Here is a 24,573-nt window from a genome sequence, read left to right on the forward strand (position 1 = left end):
CTGTAAATAGTAGTGACATCTCATGTAATGCCGTCGGCCCGGAACGGCCCCCAACCCCGGAGCTGACCGGCCGGCGAGTAATGTCATGCGCCAAACGATCGTCGACAGGCGGCGGCGGGGCCTACTCGGGTAAGTTATACGTGGTGCATTAAGACCGGATTTCCATCTACAGCCGACCTCCAGGGAGACGCCCGCGCATGTCCAAGATCATCTATACGCACACCGACGAAGCGCCGATGCTCGCCACTTATTCATTCCTCCCGATCATCGAGGCCTTTGCTTCCACTGCAGGTGTGGCAGTTGAGACCCGGGACATTTCCCTGGCTGGACGCATCATTGCCGTCTTCGGTGACTACCTCACCGAGGAACAGCGCCAAAGCGACGCCCTTGCTGAGCTGGGCGAGCTGGCGAAGAAGCCAGAAGCCAACATCATCAAGCTGCCCAACATCAGCGCCTCCATCCCGCAGCTGAAGGCCGCAATCGCCGAGCTCCAGTCCCAGGGTTACGCACTGCCGGACTACCCGGACAGCCCCTCCTCGGACGAGGAAACCGCCGTGCGTTCCCGCTACGACAAGATCAAGGGCTCCGCAGTGAACCCGGTCCTGCGTGAGGGCAACTCGGACCGCCGCGCTCCGCTGTCCGTCAAGAACTACGCACGCCAGAACCCGCACTCCATGGGTGCCTGGTCCGCGGATTCCAAGACCAACGTGGCCACCATGGGCCAGGACGACTTCCGCTCCAACGAGAAGTCCGTGGTGATTCCCGCTGAGGGCACCATCTCCATCCAGCTGGTCCGCGAAGACGGCAGCGTCAAGGTGCTCAAGAAGGACTTCCCCGTCCTCGAAGGCGAAGTCATTGACGGCACCGTGATGCGTGCCGCAGCCCTGGACGAATTCCTTAAGGCCCAGGTTGCCCGGGCCAAGGAAGAGGGCGTGCTGTTCTCTGCCCACCTCAAGGCCACCATGATGAAGGTTTCGGACCCCATCATCTTCGGCCACGTGGTCAAGGCCTACTTCGCCGAACTCTTCGACACCTACGGAAAGCAGCTGGCAGCGGCCGGCCTCAGCCCGAACAACGGCCTGGCCGCAATCCTTAGCGGACTCGAAGAGCTCCCCGAGGACGTCCGCGAGGGCGTGCAGGCGCTCATCAAGAAGGGCCTCGAAGAAGGCCCGGCCCTGGCCATGGTCGATTCGGACAAGGGCATCACCACCCTGAACGTCCCCAGCGACGTTATTGTGGACGCTTCCATGCCCGCCATGATCCGCAGCTCCGGCCACATGTGGGGCCCGGACGGCCAGGAAGCTGACACCCTGGCGGTCCTCCCGGACAGCTCCTACGCCGGCATCTACCAGGTTGTCATCGACGACTGCCGGGCCAACGGCGCCTACGATCCCACCACCATGGGCACCGTCCCCAACGTTGGCCTGATGGCACAGGCCGCCGAGGAATACGGCAGCCATGACAAAACCTTCGAGATCCAGGAAGCCGGCACTGTCCAGATCCTGGACGGCGCAGGCAACGTCCTGGTTGAGCACGAGGTTGCCGAGGGCGATATCTGGCGCGCCTGCCAGACCAAGGACGCCCCCATCCGCGACTGGGTCAAGCTGGCCGTCACCCGTGCCCGCGCTTCCCAGACTCCCGCCGTGTTCTGGCTGGACGAGGAACGCGCCCACGACGCCAACCTCATTGCCAAGGTCCGGGAGTACCTCAAGGAGCACGACACCGAGGGCCTGGACATCCAGATCATGTCCCCGGTAAAGGCCATCGCCTTCACGCTGGAGCGCATCCGCAAGGGCCAGGACACCATCTCGGTTTCCGGCAACGTCCTCCGCGACTACCTCACGGACCTGTTCCCCATCCTGGAACTCGGTACCAGCGCCAAGATGCTCTCCGTTGTTCCGCTGATGAACGGTGGCGGGCTCTTCGAGACCGGCGCAGGCGGATCCGCTCCGAAGCATGTCCAGCAGCTGCTGAAGGAAAACCACCTTCGCTGGGACAGCCTGGGTGAGTTCCTGGCACTGGCCGTGAGCTTCGAGCACCTGGCCACCACCACGGACAACGCCCGTGCCCAGATCCTCGCGGACACGCTGGACCGCGCCACTGGCACCTTCCTGCTCGAGAACAAGTCCCCGAGCCGCCGCGCCGGCGAACTGGACAACCGCGGCAGCCACTACTTCCTGGCCCGCTACTGGGCTGAAGAACTGGCAAAGCAGACGGACGACGCCGACCTCGCCGCCGCGTTCTCGTCAGTCGCCGAGGCGCTGGCCGGCAACGAAGACGTCATCGTAGGCGAGCTTGCTGCCGTCCAGGGTTCACCGGTGGACGTCGGGGGCTACTACCACCCGGATGCCGCGAAGGCGGCAGCAGTGATGCGCCCGTCGGAGACCCTGAACAAGGTCATCGCAACCCTCAGCTAGTCCGTTTTCGACGCGGATCTTCGTCCGCGACGCACAAAAGCGCTGGTGACGCCCAAATACGGGGCGCGCCAGCGCTTTTGCGTGTCGTCAGCGGTGGTCGTTCGGGTAGGTCGTTCCCAGCTGGGCCCGGACGCCGTCGAAAAGCCGCATGGTGGCCAGGGTGTCTTCCAGCGGCATGACGGGGCTTTCGGTGAGGCCCTGCTGGATGCAGCGGGTCACTTCGCGGAGTTCGTACGTGTAGCCTTTGCCCACGATGTCGAAGGATTCCGTACGCCGCTCGCCGTCCCAGCCGATGGCCACGTTGATTTCCCGGGGATTGTTGATGGAGCCAACCGACTGCAGGTAGCCCAGGCTGCCCGCGACCGTGGCGGTCCTGGGCCCGTGGGCCAGTAGTGAGGATGTCAGCTGTGCCTGCCCGCCGTGGTTGTAGCCGAGGGTGAGGGCATTCTGGGCGTCCACGCCGTCGTCGTTCACAAAGCCCGAGGCGCTGACCGTCTGCGGGAAACCCATGGTTCCAAGTGCCCACAACAGCGGATAAACGGTGATGTCCAGCAATGCTCCGCCGCCGTCTTCCCGCGCCCACAGCCGGGCCGTGGGGGAGTAGGGCGCGGGGAATCCCAGATCAGCGCTGACCCAGTGCAGGTCTCCCAGTTCCCCGGAAGCGGCGATCTGGAAGGCCCGCTGCATGCCCGGCAGGAACCGGCTCCACACTGCCTCCATCAGGAACAGCTTCTTTGCCCGGGCCAGGTCGATCAGTTCCGCGGCTTCGCGCCCGTTGATGGTGAAGGCCTTCTCGCACAGCACATGCTTTCCGGCGTTCAGCGCCGCCTGGACAATCTCGTAGTGCTGGCCGTGCGGTGAAGCCACGTAGACCACGTCCACCCCGTCATCGGCGAGCAGCCTGTCGTAGCCGTGAACACCGCCGTCGTTCCCGTACGCCTTGCTGAAACCGAACTCCGCGGCGAATTTGTCGGCCCGCTCCTGGGTGCGGGAACTGACCGCGTGCAGTTCGGCATCGGCCAGCAGCGCCAGGTCCGCGGCAACTGCGGTGGCAATGCTGCCCGTGGCGATGACACCCCAGCGAAGGGTGCGGCCGGTGGCAGAGCGGGGATCCTGGTCCGCCTGGCCCGAGAGCCACGGCGTTGCGATAGGTGAAGTCATGGGCCCATCTTCTCACTGCCCCAAGCCGACGCCCCGGAGGCCCTTCGTCGGCGTGGAAACCCCTTGACACGGCCACAACAACGGACGTACAAAGGATCGACCGGCTGAGAAAGCGTTTTCTAGCTTGCCGGCTACGTACCCGAATTATCCGCACCCATCAAGGCATGTGGTCTATTTGGCATGCCGGAAAAAAGGCCAATGACGTCCCCGATCCGAAAACATCAAAGATCTTCCCTCCCCGCGGCCGGCAAAAAAGCTGCAGCCTGGGCAGCCACCTGCACGGCAGTAACACTGGCAGCGGGACTGGTGCTTGCCTCACCCGCTGCCGCCTGGCCCGGCGGCGGGATTGTCAGCCCCGACGATGCGGCACCCACAGGCTGGGCCGCCGTCGACGGTGTTACCAACGGTGGTGCTGGTGCGCCTGCCGCCAACCAATATGTGGTGGACAGCCTGGCAGAGCTCAAGGCGGCGCTGGCCAATCACGGTGAGCCCAAGGCGCCCAAGATTATCTACGTCAGCGGAAAGATCAACGGCAACCAGACTCCCGACGGCCGAATCCTGGGCGAGCAGGACTACGCGCCCGGGTATGACATCAACAAGTACATGTCCTGCTTCGGTCCTGAAGGGAAGACCTGGAGCGACCAGACCTTTGAGTACTGCAAGTCCCAGCGCCAGCTCCGGCAGACCGGCAGCAACAACATGAAACGGCAGATCGAGGTCAGCCTGCCCTCCAACACGTCCGTGATCGGGCTCGACGGCGACGCCGGTTTTGTTGGTGCGAACATCGTCATCCTGAGCGCCACGAACGTGGTGGTGCGCAACGTCAGTGTCGAAGCTCCCGTGGATTTCTTCAGCACCTGGTCACCTGACGACGGCGATCTGGGCGCCTGGAATGCCCGGTTCGACGCCGTCTCTTCAGTGACGTCCAACCATCTCTGGTTTGACCATGTCACCCTCAGCGACGGCCGCTTTCCGGACAGCGAAGCGCCCATCGGCTTTCACGGGAAGCCGGCCAACAGGCATGACGGGCTGCTGGACCTCAAGGACGGCACCGATTACGTGACGATTTCCAACAGCAGGATCATGAACCATGACAAAACCATGCTGCTGGGCTCCGGCGACGAACACGTGGATAAGGACGGCGGCAAGCTCCGGGTCAGCTACATCGGCAACCTGATGGAGAATATCCAGCAGCGTGGCCCGCGGGTCAGGTTCGGCCAGGTCCACGTGGTCAACAACTACTTTGTTGGCAGCACCGACCACCCCGATTACCCGATGATCAGCGAGGCCCAGGGCGGCAGCAGTTACTTCCTGGGTGCGGGGTACGCGTCCCGGATCTTCTCGGAGAACAACGCCTTCGACTACACGGGACCCGGCGCAGATCCGTCAGTCACCGTCAGCAGCTACAACGGTGACCGGTTCCATGACGAAGGTTCCTGGTACAACGGTGCTCCCATAGACCTGAACGCGATTGCCCAGTCCTCCTTTGAAGCGAACAAGGCCGAGGCCCTCGCCGAAGCGGCAGAAGACGGTACTGCTGCTCCGGACTGGACTGCCTGGGACTTCAGCACGGACGTGGGATGGGATCCCGCGGACGTCTACGCGTACAAGGCTTTTACCGACGTTGATTCGGTGCGGGACCACGCACTGAACTTCGCCGGCTCCGGTGTGCTCAAGGTCAAGGCTCCCTAGCAAACCAGCCCCCAACACAGAAGTGCCCGGCTTCCCATCAGGGAAGCCGGGCACTTCTGTGTTCAGTACGTGAAACTACTTGGTCAGCGGGCCAAGTACCGGATCGTCAACGTAAGCGGTCTTGACGTTCTCGGCCGTTACGATGACCGGCTCCAGCAGGTATGCCGGGACGGTCTTGACGCCGTTGTCGTAGGACTCGGTGTCGTTGACTTCGAGTTCCTTGCCGGCCTGCAGGTCCTTCGCCATGGCGATGGCGTGCTCAACCAGGGCACGGGTGTCCTTGTTGATCGTGGAGTACTGCTCGCCTGCCAGGATCGACTTGACCGACTCAACCTCGGAGTCCTGGCCGGTCACCACGGGGAGCGGCTTGCCTGCAGCCTTGACCGAGGTCAGTACCGCGCGGGCCAGGGTGTCGTTGGGGGAGAGGACGCCGTCCAGGGATTCGGTGCCGTAGCTGCCGGACAGGAGGGTGTCCGCACGGCGCTGGGCATTTTCTGCCTTCCAGCCCTGCGTCACGGCCTGCTCGAACGAGGTCTGGCCCGAGACAACCTTCAGCGTGCCGTCGTCGATCTTCGGCTTCAGGACGCTCATGGCGCCGTCGAAGAAGACCTTCGCATTGGCATCATCCGGGGAACCGGCGAACAGTTCGATGTTGTACGGTCCGCCGGGCTTCTTCGCCTCCAGGCCTTCAAGCAGGGCCTGGCCCTGGAGCTCGCCCACCTTGAAGTTGTCGTAGGCCACGTAATAGTCCACGTTTTCGGTGTTCAGCAGCAGGCGGTCGTAGGCGATGACGGTGGCGCCGGAGTCCTTGGCCTGCTTGAGCTGGGTACCCAGCTGGGCGCCGTCGATGGCACCCACGATGATGACCTTGGCGCCCTTGGTGACCATGGCGCTGATCTGGTTCTGCTGCTCGGACACGCCGCCGTTGGCGAACTGCACGTCAGCCTTGAAGCCGGCTTCGGTGAGGCCGTCATTGAACAGTTTTTCCGCCAGCACCCAGTTTTCACTGGTCTTCTGGGGAAGCGCGACGCCGATCAGGGAGTCCTGCGCGAAGCCGGACTCGGTGCCGCCGTCGGTGGTTCCTGAATCGCGGCCGCAGCCGGTCAGGGCAAGTGCCGCAATCGCGGTTACGGCTGCTGCCTTTCCTGCTTTACCAAAAATTCGCATTTCCTCGGTTCGCTTTCTTTGTGGGGATTATCCGTAAGGCCTGGGTTCAGGCTTCGCGGGAGATGGTTTCCTTGGTTGAGGTCGTTTCGTCCGGCTGCAGGGGGTTGCTGGGTCCGCCGCCCTGGCCGCGCTGGAAGCCGCGCATCATCAGGCCGATGATCGACTTCTTGCCCTGGCTCTTGTTGTAGACGTCAAAGGCGACGGCGATCAGGAGCACCAGGCCCTTGATGATCTGGGTGAGGTCCGCGCCGATGCCCAGCAGCTGGAGGCCGTTGTTCAGGACGGCCATCACCAGGCCACCGACGATCGAGCCGATCACGGTGCCCACACCGCCGGTTACGGCCGCGCCGCCGATGAACACAGCCGCGATGGCATCCAGTTCCCAGCCCACGCCGTCGAACGGTCCCGAGGCAGTGGAGCGGGCCACGAAGATCATGCCTGCGAGGCCTGCCAGTACCGACATGTTCATCATGACCAGGAAGTTGACCTTCTTGGACTGGACACCGGAGAGCTCGGCTGCGTGGCGGTTGCCACCCACTGCGTAGACGTGGCGGCCTACGACCGTCTTGGAGGAGATGAACCCGTAAATCAGGACCAGGACGGCCAGGATCAGGCCGGGGATGGGGAAGGAGGTGCCGGGGCGGCCGGTGGCGAACAGGTACGTTGCGTAGAGGATTGCTGCGGAGATGAGGACAAGCTTGGTCACCATGACCCAGGTTTCCGGAACCTCGGCACCCAGTGCCTTGGCGGTGTTGCGGGAGCGGATTTCGCCCCAGACCACAAAGGCAACTGCGACGATGCCGATCAGGAGGGTCAGGTTGTTGTAGCCGGTATTGGGTCCTACTTCAGGCAGGTACCCGGAGCCGATGTACTGGAAATCGCTGGGGACGGGGATGGTGTTGGACTTGCCCACGAACTGGTTGAAGCCGCGGAAGAGCAGCATGCCTGCCAGGGTGACGATGAAGGCGGGTATGCCTACATAGGCTGTCCAGAACCCTTGCCACGCCCCGATCAGGATGCCCAGGCCAAGGCCCAGCAGGATGCCGAGGTACCAGGGGATGCCCCAGTCCCGGATGGCCAGGGCCACCGTCACGCCGACGAATGCCGCGACTGAACCCACTGAGAGGTCGATGTGGCCGGCGATGATCACCAGCACCATGCCGATGGCCAGGATCAGGATGTAGGAGTTGCCGTTGAAAAGGTTGATGACGTTGCCGGGCGTGAGCGTGCGGCCGTCCGTCATCCATTGGAAGAAGAGGATCAGTGTCACCAAGGCAAAAATCATGCCGAACTGACGGGTATCGCCGCCAAACAGCTTCTTGAGCGCGTTCATTGTTTAGTCCTTATGTCCGTGCTGGCGGGGGCCAGGCTCAGGCGGCTTTGCGGTTGGAGGTCATGAGTTTCATCAGGTTTTCCTGGCTGGCTTCGTCCTTGTTCAGCACACCGGTGATGGAACCTTCGAAGATGGTGTAGATACGGTCGGAGAGGCCCAGCAGCTCTGGCAGTTCCGAGGAAATGACGATCACGCCCTTACCCTGGTTGGCCAGCTGTTGGATGATCCCGTAGATCTCGTACTTGGCGCCGACGTCGATTCCGCGCGTGGGTTCGTCCAGGATCAGCAGTTCAGGATCGGTGAACATCCACTTGGCGAGTACCACCTTTTGCTGGTTGCCGCCGGAGAGCTTGGCCACGCCTTCCTCCACCGACGGCGTTTTGGTGCGCAGCGACTTCCTGTAGTTCTCGGCGACGGTGAACTCCTGGTTGCGGTCCACCACCATGCCCTTGGTGATCTTCTTCAGGTTGGCCGCCACCGTGGTGGTCTTGATGTCATCGAGCAGGTTCAGGCCCAGCGTCTTACGGTCTTCCGTAACGTAACCAAGGCCGGCGTCGATGGCCTGCCTGACGTTCTTGAGCTGGACTTCCTTGCCGTCCTTGTAGATGCGGCCGGAGATGAACTTGCCGTAGGAGCGGCCGAAGATGGACCTTGCCAGCTCGGTCCGGCCGGCACCCATCAGCCCGGCAAATCCCACGATCTCGCCGCGGCGGACGAAGAAGTTGGAGCCCTTGCATACCAGGCGGTCCTGGATCTGCGGGTGGGCCACTGTCCAGTCCTTCACCTCGAAGAACACCTCGCCGATCTTGGGCGTGTGGTCCGGGAACCTGGACTCCAGGGTCCGGCCCACCATGCCCTTGATGATGCGGTCCTCGTCCACGCCGTCCGCCTTGACGTCCAGCGTTTCGATCGACTTGCCGTCACGGATGATGGTGATCGAGTCCGCGATCTGCTCAATTTCGTTGAGCTTGTGCGAAATGATGATCGACGTGATGCCCTTGGCCTTCAGCCCCAGGATCAGGTCCAGGAGGTGCTGGGAATCGGACTCGTTCAATGCTGCGGTGGGCTCGTCCAGGATCAGGATCTTGACGGACTTGTTCAGCGCCTTGGCGATTTCCACCAGCTGCTGCTTGCCAACGCCGATTTCCTTGATGGGGGTGTCCGGATCGTCACGGAGTCCCACGCGGGCCAGCAGGTCCAGCGAACGGCGGCGGGCCTCTGCCCAGTCAATGACTCCGCGTTTGGTGGGTTCGTTGCCCAGGAAGATGTTCTCGGTGATGGACAGCTCAGGGATGAGCGCCAGCTCCTGGTGGATGATCACGATGCCGGCGGCCTCGCTGGCCCGGATGTCCCGGAACTGCTGGACCTCGTGCTGGTACACGATGTCCCCTGAGTAGCTGCCATAGGGGTAAACGCCGGAAAGTACCTTCATCAGCGTGGATTTCCCGGCGCCGTTTTCGCCGCAGATGGCGTGGACTTCGCCTGCCTTGACCCGCAGGTTGACGTCCGCCAGGGCTTTTACGCCGGGGAATTCCTTCGTGATGGAACGCATCTCCAGGATGACGGGGTCTCCGTGGGTTCCTTGCGACGACATTGCCGTTGCGCCTCCAATGTATGACTTCGTTGTCGCCCTGCAGATCGCAAGGCCGTCTGAGGAAAAAGTAAACTTGATCACAGGGATTGTCGTCAAGTCTTGAACACAATGCCCGGGTAACGATCTGGCGTTAAGGCCTTCTGAAGCGGGCGTGCTGGAACACGAGGGCGGCAGCCCCCAGGGCCTCGGCGCGGTCACCCAGCGAGGACATGGTCAACACGGTGGACTCGCCAATCACCGGTACAGCGTGCCGGATCAGGCCGCGCCGGATGGGGTCCAGCAGCAGGTCTTCCAGCCCCGCGAGGGGTCCGCCCACCACAATCACCTCGGGGTTGATCAGGTTGGCCACATTGCCCAGCGCCCGGCCCACGGCAAGCCCCGCATCATCGATCACCCGCAGCGTGGCGGGGTCCCGCGCAAGGGCGCGGCTGACCAGGTCCGCCGGTGTGAGCTGCCCCCGCGAACCCCTGCCCAGCAGCTCGATCATGGTGGTGGTGCTGGCGATGGTTTCCAGGCAGCCACGGTTGCCGCAGCGGCAGATCAGGCCCTGTTCATGGATGGTGGCGTGCCCGATTTCGCCGGTGATTCCCACCGCACCGTAGTACGGTGCACCGTTCAGGATCAGGCCTGCGCCGATGCCGGATCCAATCTTGATGAACAGCAGGTTGGTGACCGAGCCGTGCTGTCCCCACGTCACTTCGGAGAGGGCCCCGAGGTTGGCGTCATTGTCCAGGAACACCGGCATATCAAGGGTTTCCTCGAGCCGGTCAAGGATGTTGATGCCCACCCACTCCGGCAGGATGGCGCCTTGGGCGACGGTGCTGGTGCGGCGGTCAATAGGGCCGGGAATTCCGACGCCGGCACCCACCAGGGCGTCCCGCTCCACGCCGTATTCGGCCAGCAGCCGGGAAAGAAGTTCGACGGCGGCCCGGATGCCTTCCTCGGCATGGTGCCCAAGCGGGAGCTGTACGGATTCCTCCGCGATGATGTGGTAGCTCATCGAGGCCAGTACCACCCGCAGGTGCCGCCGGCCGAAGTCGATGCCTACCGCAACTGCGCCGTTGCTGTTGAGCCGGACGTTTAGTGCCCGGCGGCCGGAACTGGTGGTGGGCTCGGTCGATGCCAGCCCGGATTCCTGCATGATTTTCACAATGTTGGAAACCGTTGCAGTGGAGAGGCCTGTCTGCCGGGCGAGCTCCGCCTGCGTGGCCGGCCCTCCCATCAGTGCTTCGATGATGCGTTGCTGGTTCAGATGCCTCAGCGCAGACTGGGACCCCGGGTTCCGGGTCCTGCTCTTCGTTGGGCGTGATGTGGCGGGCATGCAAAGAAGCGTGCCCTATTGGGCGTCTTGTAGTCAAGAAGTTAACGCAAGCGCGCGGGAACGGACGGCGCGGTGGACGGGTGAAATGCCCTCTCGCGTCCGGGTCCAGGTGCAAAAGGACCCGGAGGGCGAAGCCGGGAGATGGCTAGGCTGTGACCAGCGGACGCTCTACCTGCGGCCGCCCCAACGTTGTGAGGTGGTAATGGTGCTGCTGGCGCTGATGCAGGCGAACTCCGCCGTACTGGATATTGAGGCCAACTGTGCGGCTGTGGAGTCAGCTGCCCGGGACGCTGCGACCGCCGGCGCTTCGCTGCTGGTGACGCCAGAGCTTTTCCCTGTGGGATACGCACCCCGGCAGTTGCGGGCCGGCCTGGACCCGGCCTTGCTGCCAGGCATCAGGGAAGCCATGGCCGGCATCGCCCGCCGGCACCGCATCGGACTGGTGTACTGCATTCCGGCCCTTGCCCCGGACGCGGTCTGGAACATCACCTCCACCCTCCTGGATGCCGAGGGCAATACCCTCCTGGAGTACGCCAAGGTCCATCTCTTCGGCGAGGATGAGCGCGCCGTCTTCGTCCCCGGAACGGAACGTCCCGCCGTCGTGGATTTCAACGGCATCCGGACCTCCATGGTGATCTGCTACGACGTTGAATTCCCGGAGGCAGTCCGCGCCGCAGTCACTGCGGGGGCCGAACTCCTCCTGGTGCCCACTGCGCTGGCCCACGGCTTTGAGTCGGTGCCACAGGTACTTTTGCGGGCGCGGGCGCTCGAAAGCCAGGTCAGCATTGCGTACGCCAACCACTCCGGCGAGGAAGACGGTTGCCGGTTCCTTGGCGGCAGCGTTATTGCCGGGCCTGACGGCGCCCTGCTTGCAGCCGCGGGGGAGGGCCCTCAGCTGCTGCTGGCCGAGGTGGACGCCGAATCGGCCGCCCGGGCCCGCGCCGCTGTGCCCTACCTTGACGAACGCCGGCCCGACCTTTACCGGTCCTGGGACTCCTGAAGGTCCTCGATTCCATCCACGTACTGCAGGGCGATCCAGAGTTCTGCGCGGACCTGCGCCTGGCCAAGGTCCATCTCCAGCAGCTCGGCCAGGGCGGTAATCTGCCGGCGCACGCTGTTCCGGTGCAGCCCCAGCGCCTTGGCGGTAGCGTCCCAGTTGCCGTTTTCGCGCAGCCATGACGTCAGTACGTTCAGCTGGGCAGCACGGCGCTCGGCGTCCTGCGAAAGGACCGGTTCCAGCAGGCGTGCCGCGAGCATCACGCCCGCTTCCCTGCCCAGCAACCCGGTGACGGACCACGTCACCTCGTCCACCCGGACGCTCCGCCCGGCCGTCTGGACCCTGCCGCGCAGGGATGACGCACGCTTATAGGCCGCAGGGAGCCCGGAAAGCTCCGTCGCCCCGCCCACTACCAACCGCCAGCCGAGGTCCTCGACTTCCTGCAGCAGTGCATCGTCCACCTTCAGCCGGGTTACTGCCGCAAAGCCGTAGTCGGTCAGTTCCACCATTTTGGTGTCGAACAACCGGCGCCACTGCAGCAGTTCCCGGACGGGTCCGTCCGATGCAGCCTGCCCCGGCTCGTCCACGCGGATGCCCTGGACTACCCTGACAGCGCCTGAGCGGGTGCCGGAAACGCTCTGGGCCAGCAGGTCCTTCAGGATGTTCAGCTCCCGGGTGCCGCCGGTGGCCAGGGTTTCCGGATGGAGCAGCAGTGCAGTGGCCAGCTGGCTCGGGGCCAGCGACCCACTGGTCCGCTGCCGCACCAGCAACTCCAGCAGGCCCACCACCGAGGACACCACGCTGTTTTGCGCTGGCGTCAGCGGTTTGCCGGTGCCCAGCACCAGCCTGCCCAGGGTGGCATCCTTGGCACTGCGCAGCGGGTGGCCGTACACCAGCGCGGAGCCGGGAACGTCAAACGATTCCGTCTCCACGCGCGGACCATTGCCGGTCAGGAGCCGTTTGAGCAGGGGCTGCAAAGCGGAAAGTTCGACGCCGGAACCTCCACGGGTGCCGGATCCGGCCGTTGCGGGGGCAACTGTCGCTGTTCCTGTGGTGGTTGCCGCCGCCCGTGCCCTGACCCGTCCGTCGGAACCGATCAGCAAGGCCCAGACCGGCACCCGCTGTGCCAGGGCGGAGAGGAGTTCGTGTTCGGGCCGCGCGGACAACACTGCCCGCATCAGCTGCCGGTTGGTCTCGGCCAGCTGGCGGAACACCCGGGCATTCCCGGATTCCAGCAGCTGGGAAAACGCCAGGCCCAGGGCTGCGAATGGCACGCTGCTGGGAATCCTGACCAGGGTGAGGCCGTGCGTCCGGCACGCTGACACCAACGGTTCCGGGACGTCGTCGAAATAGGGCTCCAGGCCAAAGCCCAGGGCCGCCACCTGCGCGTCCACCAGCCGTTTGACGTAGGCGTTCGCTGTGTCTGTTGCGTCAGCGGTGCTGCCGGCTTCAAGGAATGGCAGCCCGGCGGTCAGCACAAACTCGCCGTCCAGGAGGTAGGGAGTGGGGTCCTCAAGCTCGCTTGGCTCTACCCAGCGCAGCGGTGCATCGCCGTTGCCGGCGTCGACGAGCACTGAAAGTCCCTTGGGCAGGGCACCCAGGAACTGACCCAGGGTCACGGGATCCAGCTGCGTGGTGGTAGTGTCTCCGGCTGGTGCATTCTGACTCATGAACCAAAACTATAGGGCACTTTGCACCTCCTTGAGATTCGGATCACACCCCTACTGTTGATGAGGGGAAACCGACCAACTACTGATGAACGGACGTCAACGATGACTGTGCCTACACTCTCCGGGACGGCGCCGTCCGGTGCGACTGGACCAACAGCTCGTCCCGGACTGGCCACCCAGCTCCTGCGCCGCAAGCCCATCGCACAGATGGTCCGGGAAGCCGACGGCGGCCAGGGCGGTCCGCGCCTGGTCCGAAGCTTTGGAGTCCTGCAGCTCACCATGATCAGCGTGGGTGCCACCCTCGGCACCGGCATCCTGGTGATCCTGGGGGAGTCGGTTCCGCTGGCCGGCCCCGCCATCTGGATTTCCTTCGCGATCGCCGGCCTCGCCGCGTTGCTCTCCGCTGTGTCCTACGCCGAGATGGCAGGCATGGTTCCGGTGTCCGGCTCCAGCTACTCCTACACCTACGCCACCATGGGCGAGGGGATGGCCTGGATCTGCGGCTGGTGCCTGGTCCTTGAATACGCGGTGTCAGTCGCCGCCGTGGCCGTGGGTGCCGGGCAGTACGTCAACGAAAGCCTCGCCGTCTTCGGGCAGGTCCTCCCTGATGCGATGTCCCAGCCACCAGGGGACGGCGGAATCTTCAACCTTCCCGCCGTCGTGATCGTGTTGCTGGCCACCATCCTGCTGGTGCGCGGCGCCAAGGAAAGCGCGTGGATCAACACGTCCATCGTTGTGGTCAAGGTGGGCATCCTGCTGTTCTTCTGCGCCGTCGCCTTCACCGCCTTCAACGCGGGCAACTTCGAGCCGCTGCTGCCCATGGGCGCGGCAGGCGTCTCCGCCGCGGCCTCACGTGTGTTCTTCTCCTACATCGGCTTCGACGCCGCCTCCACCGCCGGCGAGGAAGCCCGCAACCCCAAGCGCGACCTGCCCCGCGCCATCATGCTGTCCATGCTGATTGTCACCATGATTTACGTGCTGGTTGCCGTTGCTGCCATCGGCGCCCGTCCGTGGGGCTGGTTCGACGGCACCGAAGCCGCGCTGGTCAAGATCCTCGAGGAAACCACCGGACAGCCATGGATCGCACTGGTCTTCGCCGTGGGCGCCGTCCTGGCCATCGCCAGCATCGTGCTCACCGTCCTCTACGGCCAAACCCGCATCCTGCTCTCCATGTCCCGTGACGGACTCATCCCCAGGATCTTCGGCCGCGTCTCCCGCCGCACCGGCACGCCCGTGGCCGGAACGCTCCTGGTGGGCATCGCCGTCGCACTGACCGCCGGGCTGGTCCCGCTCGGGGCCCTCGCAGATGCCACCAGCATCGGCACCCTGTTCGCCTTCGGCCTGGTCAACGTGGCCGTGATCTACCTGCGCCGCAGCCGGCCGGAACTGGAACGCACCTTCCGCGTGCCCCTGTTCCCGCTGACTCCGATCCTCGGCGCCATCATGTGCGGCTACCTGATGCTCAACCTCGGTGCGGATACCTGGGTGGTCTTCGGGCTCTGGATGCTGGTGGGCGTGGCAGCCTACTTCGGCTACGGACGCCGGAACTCCAGGGTGGCAGCACTGAGCCACGAGGAATACCGTGAGCTGAGCGCCGAAGCAGTTTCACCGCAGTCCACCACTCACTCCGCAAAGGCCTAAAAATCATGACCACCGCCACTGAACTGCCGGCTCCGGATCCCTCCAGCACTTCAACTTTTCCGGAGACGCTGCCGATCACCATGCTGAACCCGGATTTCCCGTTCAGCTACGACCACTACCTGGCGCACCCTGAGGGCCTGGGCAGCATTCCGCCCGCCCTCTACGGCACCGAGGTGGCAGTGGTTGGTGCCGGGCTGTCCGGCCTGGTGACCGCCTACGAACTGATGAAGCTTGGCCTGCGCCCGGTTGTCTACGAGGCAGACCAGATCGGCGGCAGGCTCCGCACAGCCAGCTTCCCCTCCGCGCCGGGCGTTGTGGCTGACCTCGGCGGGATGCGGTTCCCCGTTTCCGGCAAGGCGTTCTACCACTACGTGGACCTGCTGGGCCTTGACACCCAGGACTTCCCCAACCCGCTGGCACCCGTCACGTCCAGCACTGTCATCGAACTCGCCGGCCAGAAGCACTACGCGGAAACCACCGAAGACCTGCCGCCGTTCTTCCGCGAAGTTGCCGACGCCTGGAAGGCTGCCGTCAACGACGGCGCCGCGTTCCAGGAAATGCAGGAAGCCATCCGCACCCGCGACACTGCACGGATCAAGGAACTCTGGAACGAGCTCCTGCCCCTGATGGATGAGCAGACCTTCTACGGCTTCATCGCCGCCAGCAAATCCTTCAAGGACGCAGGCTTCGCGCACCGCGAGGCGTTCGGCCAGGTGGGCTTCGGCACCGGCGGCTGGGACACGGACTTCCCCAACTCCATTCTCGAAATCCTCCGCGTTGTCTACACTGACGCGGATGACCAGCACCGGCTCATCAGCGGGGGAGCGCAGAGGCTCCCCGAGGCACTGTGGGAGCACTCGCCGTCGGGCATGGCCCACTGGCCCGAAGGCACGTCACTGGCGTCGCTGCATGCCGGAGCACCGCGCGGCGCGGTAGGCAGGATCAGCCGGGACGCCTCCGGCGACCTCAGGATCGCCGAGCGCTGGGGCCGCGAGGCCACCTACCCGGCCGTGGTGACGACGTGCCAGTCCTGGCTGCTGTCCACCCGCATCCACACGGAGGAAGCGCTGTTCCCGGCGGAGCTGTGGACCGCGATCGAGCGCTCACACTACATGCAGTCGTCCAAGACCTTCGTGATGGTGGACCGGCCGTTCTGGAAGGACATCGATCCCGAAACCGGGCGCGAAGTCCTGTCCATGACGCTGACGGACCGGCTCAACCGCGCCACCTACCTGCTGGACGACGGACCGGACAAGCCCGCGGTCATCCTGCTCTCCTACACGTGGAACGACGACGCCCTGAAGTGGCTCGCCCTCGACGCCGACGAGCGGGTGGAACTGATGCTGCACTCGCTGGAGCAGATCTACCCGGGCGTGGACATCGCCAGCCACATTGTGGGCCAGCCCATCACCGTGTCGTGGGAGGCCGACCCCAACTTCATGGGTGCCTTCAAGGCCAACCTGCCGGGGCACTACCGCTACCAGCAACGCCTGTTCACGCACTTCAAGCAGGACAAGCTGCCCGAATCCCAGCGCGGCATTTTCCTGGCCGGCGACGACGTCTCCTTCACCGCAGGCTGGGCCGAAGGTGCCGTCACCACCGGCCTGAACGCGGTCTGGGGCGTCGTGAACCACCTGGGCGGCTCCTCCGCACCGGGCAACCCCGGCCCGGGCGAGCTCCTGGACGAGATGGGCCCGATCAGCCTCGACTAACGGTGGTTGAGCTGAAAACGGTGGTTGAGCCTGTCGAAACCGGGACCCGGTGGTTGAGCCTGTCGAAACCTAGTGCATGTCCCGGTGTGCCGCCGCCAGCTCCCGGTAGTGGGCCGCATTGTTGCGTACGCCGTCGTACTCTTCATCGGTGAGTTCGCGGCGTACCTTGCCCGGTACTCCGGCCACCAGGGATCGCGGCGGGATGACTGTCCCTTCCAGGACCACGGCACCGGCTGCCACCAGGGAGCCGGTGCCGATCACTGCGCCATTGAGGATGGTGGCGCTCATGCCGATCAGGCAGTCGTCCTCCACAGTGCATCCATGGACGACGGCGGCGTGCCCCACACTGACGCGCGCGCCGACGGTGCAGGGGAAGCCCGGGTCCGCGTGGAGTACCACGTTGTCCTGCAGGTTGGTGCCGGGGCCGACGCTGATGGCGGCGGTGTCCGCGCGGACGGAGACGCCGTAGAAGGCGCTGGAGTCCTGCGCGAGGGTGGCGTTGCCGATGATCGACGCGCTGGGTGCGACGAATGCTGTTTCGTGGACGTCCGGTGTGTGGCCGGCGAAGGTGTAGATGGGAGACATGGCCCCACCCTAACCCCAAGTAGGTAGCACTAGTTGCCCTTTACAGGCGTCTAAGAGGCAACTACTGCTACCCAGTTGGGCTAGTTGAAGACCACCGTGCGGTTGCCGTCCAGCAGGACCCGGTGCTCGGCATGCCACTGGACGGCCTGGGTCAGCGTGCGTCCTTCAACATCGCGGCCCATCTGCACAAACTGCTCCGGTGTGCGTGCGTGGTCCACCCGGATGACTTCCTGCTCGATGATCGGCCCCTCATCCAGGGCAGCGGTCACATAATGCGCGGTGGCACCGATCAGCTTCACGCCGCGGGCGTGGGCCTGGTGGTAGGGCTTGGCGCCCTTGAACGAAGGCAGGAACGAGTGGTGGATGTTGATGGCCCTGCCGGCGAGGTCGTTGCACAGCTCATCGGAGAGCACCTGCATGTAGCGCGCCAGGACGGTCAGCTCGACGTCGTGTTCGGCAATGAGCGCCCGCAGCTTGTCCTCCGCCTGGGCCTTGGTGTCCGGCGTGACGGGAATGTAGTGGAACGGGATGCCGTAAAACTCTGCCAGCCCGGCCAGGTCGCGGTGGTTGGACACAATCGCCGGGATCTCGATCGGCAGGGTTCCGGAGCGCTGCTGGAACAGGAGGTCGTTAAGGCAATGAGCGGACTTGCTGGCCATCAGCAGGGTACGGACCTTCTGGCCCACCGGATTCAGGCTCCACTGCATGCCGAACGCCTGGGCTACGGGCTCGACGGCGGCGTGCAGCTCTGCGCGTGAGGCCGGGGTGGTTGCCTCAACCCTCATAAAGAAGTTCCCCGTGGCGGGGCTGCCGTACTGCTGCGAGTCCGCGATGTTGCAGCCTGCCACCAGCAGTGCGCCGGCTACGGCGTGGACAATTCCGGGGCGGTCCGGGCAGGACAGGGTCAGTACGTACGCTTCGTTCAAATGCTCATTGCTCACGCCTACCAGCCTACCCGCGCGCGCCGGGGGTTTTTGGTAGTCTGGTGGGCGTCGCAACTGGCGTTGGGTGGCTAACCACCAGGGAGCGGCAAGCACGAAGACCACGGATCGTACGCCTGGGCCGAGGGTCATGTTTTGCCGGTTTAGGCCTGTTGCAGCCGCAGCGGGTCTTTCTCAACGCGTGCCCCGTCATCAAGCGGGCGAAGGTTCGCGCCAACCGGTAGCCTGACCTAAGCAGTGCCCGTACCCAGCCAGGAGTTATTCGTGACCACTATTGCCACGTCCGCGTCTGTCAGCAATCAGTCCCTTGCTGAACTGGACCCCGAGATCGCAGCAGTCCTGAACCAGGAGCTTGGCCGCCAGCGCGGCACCCTGGAAATGATTGCCTCTGAAAACTTCGCCCCGCGCGCCGTGATGGAAGCCCAGGGTTCCGTCCTGACCAACAAGTACGCCGAGGGTTACCCGGGCCGCCGTTACTACGGCGGCTGCGAGTACGTCGACGTCGCCGAGCAACTGGCCATCGACCGCGTGAAGGACCTCTTCGGCGCCGAGTACGCCAACGTCCAGCCGCACTCCGGTGCACAGGCCAACGCCGCTGCGCTCGCCGCCATGATCACCCCCGGCGACAAAATCCTGGGCCTGTCCCTGGCCCACGGTGGCCACCTGACCCACGGCATGAAGCTGAACTTCTCCGGCAAGCTCTACAACGTCGCCGCCTACCAGGTCGAGGAAGATAACTTCCGCATCGACATGGACAAGCTGCGCGAGCAGGCCATCGCCGAGAAGCCGCAGGTCATCATCGCCGGCTGGTCCGCTTACCCGCGCCACCTGGACTTTGAAGCCTTCCGCTCCATCGCCGACGAGGTTGGCGCGCTGCTCTGGACTGACATGGCGCACTTCGCCGGCCTGGTGGCCGCGGGACTGCACCCCAGCCCGGTGCCGTACTCCGACGTCGTGACCTCCACGGTGCACAAGACCCTCTCAGGCCCCCGCTCCGGCGTGATCCTGGCCAAGCAGGACTGGGCCAAGAAGCTGAACTCCAGCGTCTTCCCGGGCCAGCAGGGCGGGCCGCTGATGCACGTCATCGCTGCCAAGGCCGTTGCTTTCAAGATCGCCGGCAGCGCGGAATTCAAGGAGCGCCAGGAGCGCGTCCTTGAAGGCGCCAAGATCATCGCAGACCGCCTGAACCAGCAGGACCTCGCCGACGCCGGCGTCTCCGTCCTGACCGGCGGCACCGATGTCCACCTGGTCCTGGTGGACCTGCGCAACTCGCAGCTGGACGGCCAGCAGGCCGAGGACCTCCTGCACTCCGTGGGCATCACCGTGAACCGCAACGCCGTTCCGTTCGATCCGCGCCCGCCGATGGTTACCTCCGGCTTGCGGATCGGTACGCCGGCGCTGGCCACCCGCGGGTTCGGCGCTGCCGAATTCACCGAGGTGGCCGAGATCATCGCCACCGCCCTGAAGTCCGGCCAGGCCACCGACGTTGAGGCCCTGCAGGCCCGCGTGGACCAGCTTGCTGCCGACTTCCCGCTCTACCCCCAGCACGAGCAGTGGTAAGCGTGACGGGCCAGGGCGCCAAGGTCCTGGACGGCAAGGCCGCCGCGGCGCAGATCAAGGCAGAGCTTACCGAGCGGGTGGCCGCGCTCAAGGCCAAGGGAGTAACTCCCGGCATCGCCACCGTGCTGGTGGGAGCGGACCCCGCATCGCAGCTCTACGTGTCCATGAAGCACAAGGAAAGCGCCAAGATCGGCATGAACTCGATCCAGCGTGAACTTCCGGCGGACGCCACGCAGGCCGAGGTGGAGGCGCTGATCGATGAACTCAATGCCGATCCCGCGTGCCACGGGTACATCGTCCAGCTGCCGCTGCCCAAGCACCTGGACACTGACGCCATCCTGGAGCGGATCGATCCGATGAAGGACGCGGACGGCCTGCACCCCATCAACCTGGGGCGCCTGGTGCTCAACGTCAACGGCGAGATCACCTCCCCGCTGCCGTGCACGCCGCGTGGCGTCATCGAGCTGCTGGAGCGCAACGGCTACAGCCTCGCGGGAAAGCACGTTGTAGTAGTGGGCCGCGGTGTGACAGTCGGCCGGTCCATTGGACTGCTGCTGACGCGCCGCGGCGTTAATGCCACGGTCACCCTGACGCATACGGGCACGGAGAACCTCTCCGAACTCCTGCGCCAGGCTGACGTCATTGTGGGTGCCGCGGGCGTGAAGCACATCGTCAAGGCGGAGGACGTCAAGCCGGGTGCTGCCCTGCTGGACGTAGGTGTCACCCGTGCGACGGATCCGGAGACGGGCAAGAGCAAGGTCCATGGCGACATCGATCCAGCTGCCGCCGCAGTGGCCGGCTTCATCTCCCCGAACCCGGGTGGGGTAGGCCCCATGACGGTGGCGCTGCTGATGACCAACGTGGTGGAAACCGCTGAGCGCATGGTGGCCAACGCCGGTTAGCGCATGGTTCCAGGTTCCATCTGGAAAATACTGTTACAAATACAGTTCGACGGCGGCACCGTACCTTTTCGCGAAAAGGTGCGGTGCCGCCGTCGTTCCCCATGTGACTCGCACTTGATGTCCCCAAATCGCGGAATGGGGACGTTAACTGCGAGTCAGTTGGGGGAATGGCTACTTAAGCTGCCCCCGGATCTCACCGCCGGGGAACGTTGGCGTGTGGACGTTGACGTAGTAGTCGCGGGGATTGGCCTCGATTGCCTCCAGGGCTGCAAGGTGGGCAGGATCGGTCAGCACAGGGCACGCCGAGTGCGTCCACGTGGTGCCGCTGCCCACTACGAGGGGGATGACGATGCCGCCCGCTTCGTTGCGGTCGCCAACGTGGATGTGGGCCGCGCCTGCCGGGACCGACAGGTTGCGGGCAGTGAGTGTATAGCAGAGCTGGCTGCCATCGATGGTGTAGCTGAAGAAGCCACTGGCGCCGGTGTTGGAGCCGGTGGTTTCCTGCTCGGTGTTCAACGGAATGGCAGGCCCTGTTCCGGGCGCGGCGCCCGCAACGGTACTGACCCCCATCAGCGCAACAACTGCTCCAGCAACTGCAACTGTCTTCATCACATGATTGACCATGATTCGTCCTCAGCTCGGTGTGTGCGTTCGGCGTCCCCCGTCGGGATTCACGGTACGCCGCAGGCCCACCCTGCACAACGGCCGATGCCGGGGGAGGACGGCACCTCAGTGTGGTTGTTCGCCCGCGGTGGAAGGTGGCCGGAGGGCTGCTGTGGGTTTGAGACAATTGAGCCATGCAATCTCTGGGCAGCTCCAAGTTTTCGGCCGGTACCGCCAAGGGCGGCATGTTCCGCATCGGCGGGCTCGGCATGACGGTCTTTATCATCGCTTTCCTGGTCGCGGTCATCTTCGCCGCAAACCAGAACGACGTCGTCGGCTGGATCGTGGCCATCATCGCCTTGTTCTGGCTGCTGCTGGCCACCTTCGTGGTGTTCAGCATCCAGAAGGCTGCCCGGAAGGCCGGCGCCAAGTTCACCGAAGCCCAGAACGCGTTCAACAGCGCTGCCGGCCGCGCGCCGTCGTCGGGATCCACTGACCACGGCGGCACCCGGGTGGTGTCCGAAACCCGCGAAGACAGTGTCAGGGACCTCAAGCTGGACCACTCCTTCAAGATCGTCCAGGTCCAGGTCCGGGTGATCAACGACGAACAGGCCAAAGGCGCTGCCGCCAACCAGGACACCATCTACCGTGCCCTGGAAACCATCGAGATTACTGCCACCAACGCAAGGGACATGATCAAGTCCTCCGGCGGCACTGACGAGCCGGTCAGCGGCACCATCATCGACTAGAGTAGAGCGGGTGAGCTCGGCATTGGAGAAGGACCACCTTCGTATCGCATCAGTCAACGTCAACGGCCTGAGGGCTGCCTACAAAAACGGCATGGCGGCGTGGCTGGAGCCGCGTGAAGTGGACATCCTCTGCCTGCAGGAAGTCCGTGCCCCTGACGCAATCGTCCGCCAGTTGCTGGGCGAGGGCTGGCACATCCTGCACGCCGAAGCGGAGGCCAAAGGCCGCGCAGGCGTAGCCATCGCCTCACGCCAGGAACCGGTGAACACCCGCAACGGCATCGGGGACGACTACTTCGCCACCGCAGGCCGCTGGGTGGAAGCCGACTTCACGGTTCCCACCGCTTCCGGAACTCCGGCGCAGCTGACGGTAGTGAGCGCCTACGTGCATTCGGGCGAGGTCGGCACCCCCAAGCAGGTGGACAAGTTCCGCTTCCTGGATGCCATGAGCACCCGCCTGCCGGAACTGACCAAGCACAGCGACCACGCCCTGGTGGTGGGCGACCTCAACGTGGGCCACACGGAACTGGACATCAAGAACTGGAAGGGCAACGTCAAGAAGGCCGGATTCCTGCCCGAAGAACGTGCCTACTTCGACCGCTTCTTCGGCGAAGAGATCGGCTGGAAGGATGTGCACCGGGGCCTGGCGGGTAACGTCAATGGCCCCTACACCTGGTGGTCGCAGCGCGGCAAGGCGTTCGATACCGATACCGGTTGGCGCATTGACTACCACATGGCCACCCCCGGACTCGCGGCCGCGGCTTTCTCCGCCGTTGTTGACCGGGCGCCGTCGTGGGACACCCGCTTCTCTGACCATGCCCCGCTGGTAGTGGACTACCAGCTCTAGTTTTAAGGCACTTCCATGACGATTCCCGCAGCTGACGCAAGCAAAAAGCGCATTCTTTCCGGTGCAAAGCCCACCGCAGATTCCCTGCACCTGGGCAACTACATCGGAGCTGTCCGCAACTGGGTCCAGATGCAGGACGAGTTCGACGCCGTCTTCTTCGTTCCGGACCTGCACGCCATCACCGTCGACTTTGACCCGGTGGACCTCGCCAAGCGCACCCGCGTGGTGGCCGCACAGTACATCGCCGCAGGCATCGACCCGGAGAAGAGCACGTTCTTCGTCCAGTCGCACGTGCCCGAGCACGCCCAGCTGGCCTGGGCGCTGAACTGCATCACCGGATTCGGAGAAGCCTCCCGGATGACCCAGTTCAAGGACAAGACGCAGAAGTCGGGTGCCGATTCGGCCACCCTGGGCCTCTTCGCGTACCCCACCCTGATGGCGGCGGACATCCTGCTGTACCAGACGGACCTGGTTCCGGTGGGGGAGGACCAGCGCCAGCACCTGGAGCTCACCCGCAACCTGGCCCAGCGCTTCAACACCCGGTTCGGCCAGACGTTCACTGTCCCCGAGGCCACGATCGTCAAGGCCAGCGCCAAGATCTACGATCTTCAGAACCCGGCCGCCAAGATGTCCAAGACCGGCGAATCGCCCAACGGCGCCATCCAGCTGCTCGAGGATCCCAAGATCGCCGCCAAGCGGATCAAGTCTGCCGTCACGGATGCCGGAACTGAGATCCTCTTCGATCCGGAAAACAAGCCCGGTGTATCCAACCTGCTCACCATCTACTCAACGCTGACCGGCAAGTCGGTCACGGAGCTGGAAACCGAGTACCAGGGCAAGATGTACGGACACCTCAAGGTGGACCTGGCTGACGTGGTGGTTGATTTCCTGACTCCTGTCCGTGACCGCACCAACGAACTCATGGCTGATCCTGCGGAGCTGGATAGGCTGCTGGCCCGCGGCGCGGAGAAGGCCCGTGAGATCGCGGCTGTCACCCTGGCCCAGGTCTACGAGCGGATGGGCTTCCTGCCCTCCCTGAGCCTCCTGGGAGTCCGCTAGTCCCATGACGTCCATCAGCGGTGCCGGCGAAGGAACAAGTGTGGGGGTCATTCTGGGCTTCCCGCCTGCCATCGCTGAGGAACTGCAGCGCTGGCGTGCCTCTTTCGGGGACCCCATGGCGGACGTCATCCCGGCACACATCACGCTGGTCACCACCACGCTGACCGAGGACTGGGAAGCCACGCACCGCCACGTCCGTGAAGTGGCCCGCCGGCAGGAGCCGTTTGTGGTCACTATTTCGGGCACCGGTTCCTTCCGCCCGGTTTCCCCGGTGGTGTTCCTGAAGGTGGAAGACGGCTTCGGGGAATGCGTGGACCTCCACGAGAAACTCCAGGCCGGCCCCTTGGAACGCGACCTCCCGTTCCCGTACCACCCGCATGTCACGATCGCCCACGACGTTGCCCCGGAGAGCCTTGACGAGGCCGAATTGGCGCTCAGTGACTACAGGGCCACGTTCCCTGTGGTTAGCATGGGACTCTACGAGCACGATGCGGACGGAATTTGGCAGCTACGGGAAGAGCTGGAATTTGGCACAGAAACAGAGCATGAGCCCGCGTCATGGCTCGCAGACCGCGGCGGAGCCACCCCTACCCACTGAGCGTGCCCGGCTGAAACTGGCGGTGAT

The 24,573-nt window shown here is 64.5% G+C and carries 20 protein-coding genes and 1 riboswitch; of the genes, 11 read left to right on the plus strand and 9 right to left on the minus strand.

Features of this window, described 5'->3' with window-relative positions; genetic code table 11:
* The first annotated feature begins 197 nt into the window (after positions 1-197).
* Positions 198-2,417 (plus strand): NADP-dependent isocitrate dehydrogenase, encoded by a 2,220-nt coding sequence (locus tag ACPJW8_RS04875; protein WP_330186695.1) that lies wholly within the window; start codon positions 198-200, stop codon positions 2,415-2,417.
* Positions 2,418-2,504: 87 nt separating this feature from the next.
* On the opposite strand, the gene ACPJW8_RS04880 is transcribed toward ACPJW8_RS04875, so the two are convergent.
* Positions 2,505-3,578, minus strand: a complete 1,074-nt coding sequence (locus tag ACPJW8_RS04880; RefSeq protein WP_330186696.1) for a Gfo/Idh/MocA family oxidoreductase — start codon at positions 3,576-3,578, stop codon at positions 2,505-2,507.
* Between the two features lie 198 nt (positions 3,579-3,776).
* On the opposite strand from ACPJW8_RS04880, the gene ACPJW8_RS04885 reads away from it, so the two are divergent.
* Positions 3,777-5,270 carry a polysaccharide lyase family 1 protein gene (locus ACPJW8_RS04885; RefSeq protein ID WP_330186697.1) on the plus strand — a complete coding sequence of 498 codons (1,494 nt, stop codon included), beginning with the start codon at positions 3,777-3,779 and terminating at the stop codon, positions 5,268-5,270.
* A gap of 75 nt (positions 5,271-5,345) precedes the next feature.
* Here ACPJW8_RS04885 and ACPJW8_RS04890 read toward each other — a convergent pair whose 3' ends face one another.
* The 4 genes from ACPJW8_RS04890 to ACPJW8_RS04905 form a co-directional block, all read right to left on the minus strand.
* Positions 5,346-6,437, minus strand: coding sequence for a sugar-binding protein (locus ACPJW8_RS04890; RefSeq protein WP_330186698.1), 1,092 nt, complete (start codon positions 6,435-6,437; stop codon positions 5,346-5,348).
* A gap of 46 nt (positions 6,438-6,483) precedes the next feature.
* A complete protein-coding gene (gene mmsB, locus ACPJW8_RS04895; protein WP_330186699.1) occupies positions 6,484-7,770 on the minus strand; it encodes a multiple monosaccharide ABC transporter permease in 1,287 nt (428 codons plus the stop codon).
* Between the two features lie 37 nt (positions 7,771-7,807).
* A complete protein-coding gene (mmsA, locus tag ACPJW8_RS04900; protein WP_330186700.1) occupies positions 7,808-9,364 on the minus strand; it encodes a multiple monosaccharide ABC transporter ATP-binding protein in 1,557 nt (518 codons plus the stop codon).
* Positions 9,365-9,494: 130 nt separating this feature from the next.
* Positions 9,495-10,685 (minus strand): ROK family transcriptional regulator, encoded by a 1,191-nt coding sequence (locus ACPJW8_RS04905; RefSeq protein ID WP_330186701.1) that lies wholly within the window; start codon positions 10,683-10,685, stop codon positions 9,495-9,497.
* 202 nt (positions 10,686-10,887) lie between these two features.
* Here ACPJW8_RS04905 and ACPJW8_RS04910 point away from each other — a divergent pair, with 202 nt between their 5' ends.
* Positions 10,888-11,685: a carbon-nitrogen hydrolase family protein gene (locus ACPJW8_RS04910; RefSeq protein WP_330187016.1), complete on the plus strand. Its 798-nt coding sequence runs from the start codon at positions 10,888-10,890 to the stop codon at positions 11,683-11,685.
* On the opposite strand, the gene ACPJW8_RS04915 is transcribed toward ACPJW8_RS04910, so the two are convergent.
* The gene (locus ACPJW8_RS04915) at positions 11,664-13,352 is read right to left on the minus strand and encodes a PucR family transcriptional regulator (protein ID WP_330186702.1); all 1,689 of its coding nucleotides are present in this window, start codon (positions 13,350-13,352) and stop codon (positions 11,664-11,666) included. The two genes, ACPJW8_RS04910 and ACPJW8_RS04915, sit on opposite strands and share 22 nt — an antisense overlap.
* Before the next feature lie 102 nt (positions 13,353-13,454).
* Between ACPJW8_RS04915 and ACPJW8_RS04920 the strand changes: the two genes are divergently transcribed.
* Positions 13,455-14,993, plus strand: a complete 1,539-nt coding sequence (locus ACPJW8_RS04920) for an amino acid permease (RefSeq protein ID WP_330186703.1) — start codon at positions 13,455-13,457, stop codon at positions 14,991-14,993.
* A gap of 5 nt (positions 14,994-14,998) precedes the next feature.
* The gene (locus ACPJW8_RS04925; protein ID WP_330186704.1) at positions 14,999-16,705 is read left to right on the plus strand and encodes a flavin monoamine oxidase family protein; all 1,707 of its coding nucleotides are present in this window, start codon (positions 14,999-15,001) and stop codon (positions 16,703-16,705) included.
* Positions 16,706-16,774: 69 nt separating this feature from the next.
* Here ACPJW8_RS04925 and ACPJW8_RS04930 read toward each other — a convergent pair whose 3' ends face one another.
* The gene (locus ACPJW8_RS04930) at positions 16,775-17,290 is read right to left on the minus strand and encodes a gamma carbonic anhydrase family protein (RefSeq protein ID WP_330186705.1); all 516 of its coding nucleotides are present in this window, start codon (positions 17,288-17,290) and stop codon (positions 16,775-16,777) included.
* Between the two features lie 80 nt (positions 17,291-17,370).
* Positions 17,371-18,231, minus strand: coding sequence for a formyltetrahydrofolate deformylase (purU, locus tag ACPJW8_RS04935; RefSeq protein WP_330186706.1), 861 nt, complete (start codon positions 18,229-18,231; stop codon positions 17,371-17,373).
* A 43-nt stretch (positions 18,232-18,274) separates the two neighbouring features.
* A riboswitch (ZMP/ZTP riboswitch) is annotated at positions 18,275-18,360 on the plus strand.
* Between the two features lie 135 nt (positions 18,361-18,495).
* Between purU and glyA the strand changes: the two genes are divergently transcribed.
* A complete protein-coding gene (glyA, locus tag ACPJW8_RS04940; protein ID WP_330186707.1) occupies positions 18,496-19,791 on the plus strand; it encodes a serine hydroxymethyltransferase in 1,296 nt (431 codons plus the stop codon).
* Between the two features lie 2 nt (positions 19,792-19,793).
* Positions 19,794-20,693: a bifunctional methylenetetrahydrofolate dehydrogenase/methenyltetrahydrofolate cyclohydrolase gene (locus ACPJW8_RS04945; RefSeq protein ID WP_330186708.1), complete on the plus strand. Its 900-nt coding sequence runs from the start codon at positions 19,794-19,796 to the stop codon at positions 20,691-20,693.
* A gap of 171 nt (positions 20,694-20,864) precedes the next feature.
* Here ACPJW8_RS04945 and ACPJW8_RS04950 read toward each other — a convergent pair whose 3' ends face one another.
* Positions 20,865-21,302, minus strand: coding sequence for a CHRD domain-containing protein (locus ACPJW8_RS04950; RefSeq protein ID WP_330186709.1), 438 nt, complete (start codon positions 21,300-21,302; stop codon positions 20,865-20,867).
* Between the two features lie 188 nt (positions 21,303-21,490).
* Between ACPJW8_RS04950 and ACPJW8_RS04955 the strand changes: the two genes are divergently transcribed.
* The 4 genes from ACPJW8_RS04955 to ACPJW8_RS04970 are packed head-to-tail and all read left to right on the plus strand — an operon-like array spanning position 21,491 to position 24,546.
* Positions 21,491-22,045 carry a hypothetical protein gene (locus tag ACPJW8_RS04955; RefSeq protein WP_330186710.1) on the plus strand — a complete coding sequence of 185 codons (555 nt, stop codon included), beginning with the start codon at positions 21,491-21,493 and terminating at the stop codon, positions 22,043-22,045.
* A 10-nt stretch (positions 22,046-22,055) separates the two neighbouring features.
* On the plus strand, positions 22,056-22,889 hold the full coding sequence (locus ACPJW8_RS04960; RefSeq protein WP_330186711.1) for an exodeoxyribonuclease III: 834 nt from the start codon (positions 22,056-22,058) through the stop codon (positions 22,887-22,889).
* A gap of 15 nt (positions 22,890-22,904) precedes the next feature.
* A complete protein-coding gene (gene trpS, locus ACPJW8_RS04965) occupies positions 22,905-23,948 on the plus strand; it encodes a tryptophan--tRNA ligase (protein ID WP_330186712.1) in 1,044 nt (347 codons plus the stop codon).
* A 4-nt stretch (positions 23,949-23,952) separates the two neighbouring features.
* Complete coding sequence (locus tag ACPJW8_RS04970) at positions 23,953-24,546, plus strand: 2'-5' RNA ligase family protein (protein WP_330186713.1); 594 nt, start codon at positions 23,953-23,955, stop codon at positions 24,544-24,546.
* Positions 24,547-24,573 lie beyond the last annotated feature (27 nt).

It is taken from the genome of Pseudarthrobacter sp. J47 (genome assembly GCF_049810315.1).
Taxonomy (GTDB): domain Bacteria; phylum Actinomycetota; class Actinomycetes; order Actinomycetales; family Micrococcaceae; genus Arthrobacter.

Excerpts from the sequence above, each read along its gene's own strand:
- ACPJW8_RS04880 (WP_330186696.1), bottom strand. The coding sequence starts at position 3,578 with ATGACTTCACCTATCGCAACGCCGTGGCTCTCGGGCCAGGCGGACCAG.
- ACPJW8_RS04920 (WP_330186703.1), top strand. The coding sequence starts at position 13,455 with ATGACTGTGCCTACACTCTCCGGGACGGCGCCGTCCGGTGCGACTGGA.
- ACPJW8_RS04970 (WP_330186713.1), top strand. The coding sequence starts at position 23,953 with ATGACGTCCATCAGCGGTGCCGGCGAAGGAACAAGTGTGGGGGTCATT.
- mmsB (WP_330186699.1), bottom strand. The coding sequence starts at position 7,770 with ATGAACGCGCTCAAGAAGCTGTTTGGCGGCGATACCCGTCAGTTCGGC.
- ACPJW8_RS04910 (WP_330187016.1), top strand. The coding sequence starts at position 10,888 with ATGGTGCTGCTGGCGCTGATGCAGGCGAACTCCGCCGTACTGGATATT.
- ACPJW8_RS04925 (WP_330186704.1), top strand. The coding sequence starts at position 14,999 with ATGACCACCGCCACTGAACTGCCGGCTCCGGATCCCTCCAGCACTTCA.
- ACPJW8_RS04905 (WP_330186701.1), bottom strand. The coding sequence starts at position 10,685 with ATGCCCGCCACATCACGCCCAACGAAGAGCAGGACCCGGAACCCGGGG.
- mmsA (WP_330186700.1), bottom strand. The coding sequence starts at position 9,364 with ATGTCGTCGCAAGGAACCCACGGAGACCCCGTCATCCTGGAGATGCGT.
- ACPJW8_RS04950 (WP_330186709.1), bottom strand. The coding sequence starts at position 21,302 with ATGAAGACAGTTGCAGTTGCTGGAGCAGTTGTTGCGCTGATGGGGGTC.
- trpS (WP_330186712.1), top strand. The coding sequence starts at position 22,905 with ATGACGATTCCCGCAGCTGACGCAAGCAAAAAGCGCATTCTTTCCGGT.
- ACPJW8_RS04915 (WP_330186702.1), bottom strand. The coding sequence starts at position 13,352 with ATGAGTCAGAATGCACCAGCCGGAGACACTACCACCACGCAGCTGGAT.
- ACPJW8_RS04930 (WP_330186705.1), bottom strand. The coding sequence starts at position 17,290 with ATGTCTCCCATCTACACCTTCGCCGGCCACACACCGGACGTCCACGAA.
- ACPJW8_RS04885 (WP_330186697.1), top strand. The coding sequence starts at position 3,777 with ATGACGTCCCCGATCCGAAAACATCAAAGATCTTCCCTCCCCGCGGCC.
- ACPJW8_RS04875 (WP_330186695.1), top strand. The coding sequence starts at position 198 with ATGTCCAAGATCATCTATACGCACACCGACGAAGCGCCGATGCTCGCC.
- ACPJW8_RS04955 (WP_330186710.1), top strand. The coding sequence starts at position 21,491 with ATGCAATCTCTGGGCAGCTCCAAGTTTTCGGCCGGTACCGCCAAGGGC.
- ACPJW8_RS04890 (WP_330186698.1), bottom strand. The coding sequence starts at position 6,437 with ATGCGAATTTTTGGTAAAGCAGGAAAGGCAGCAGCCGTAACCGCGATT.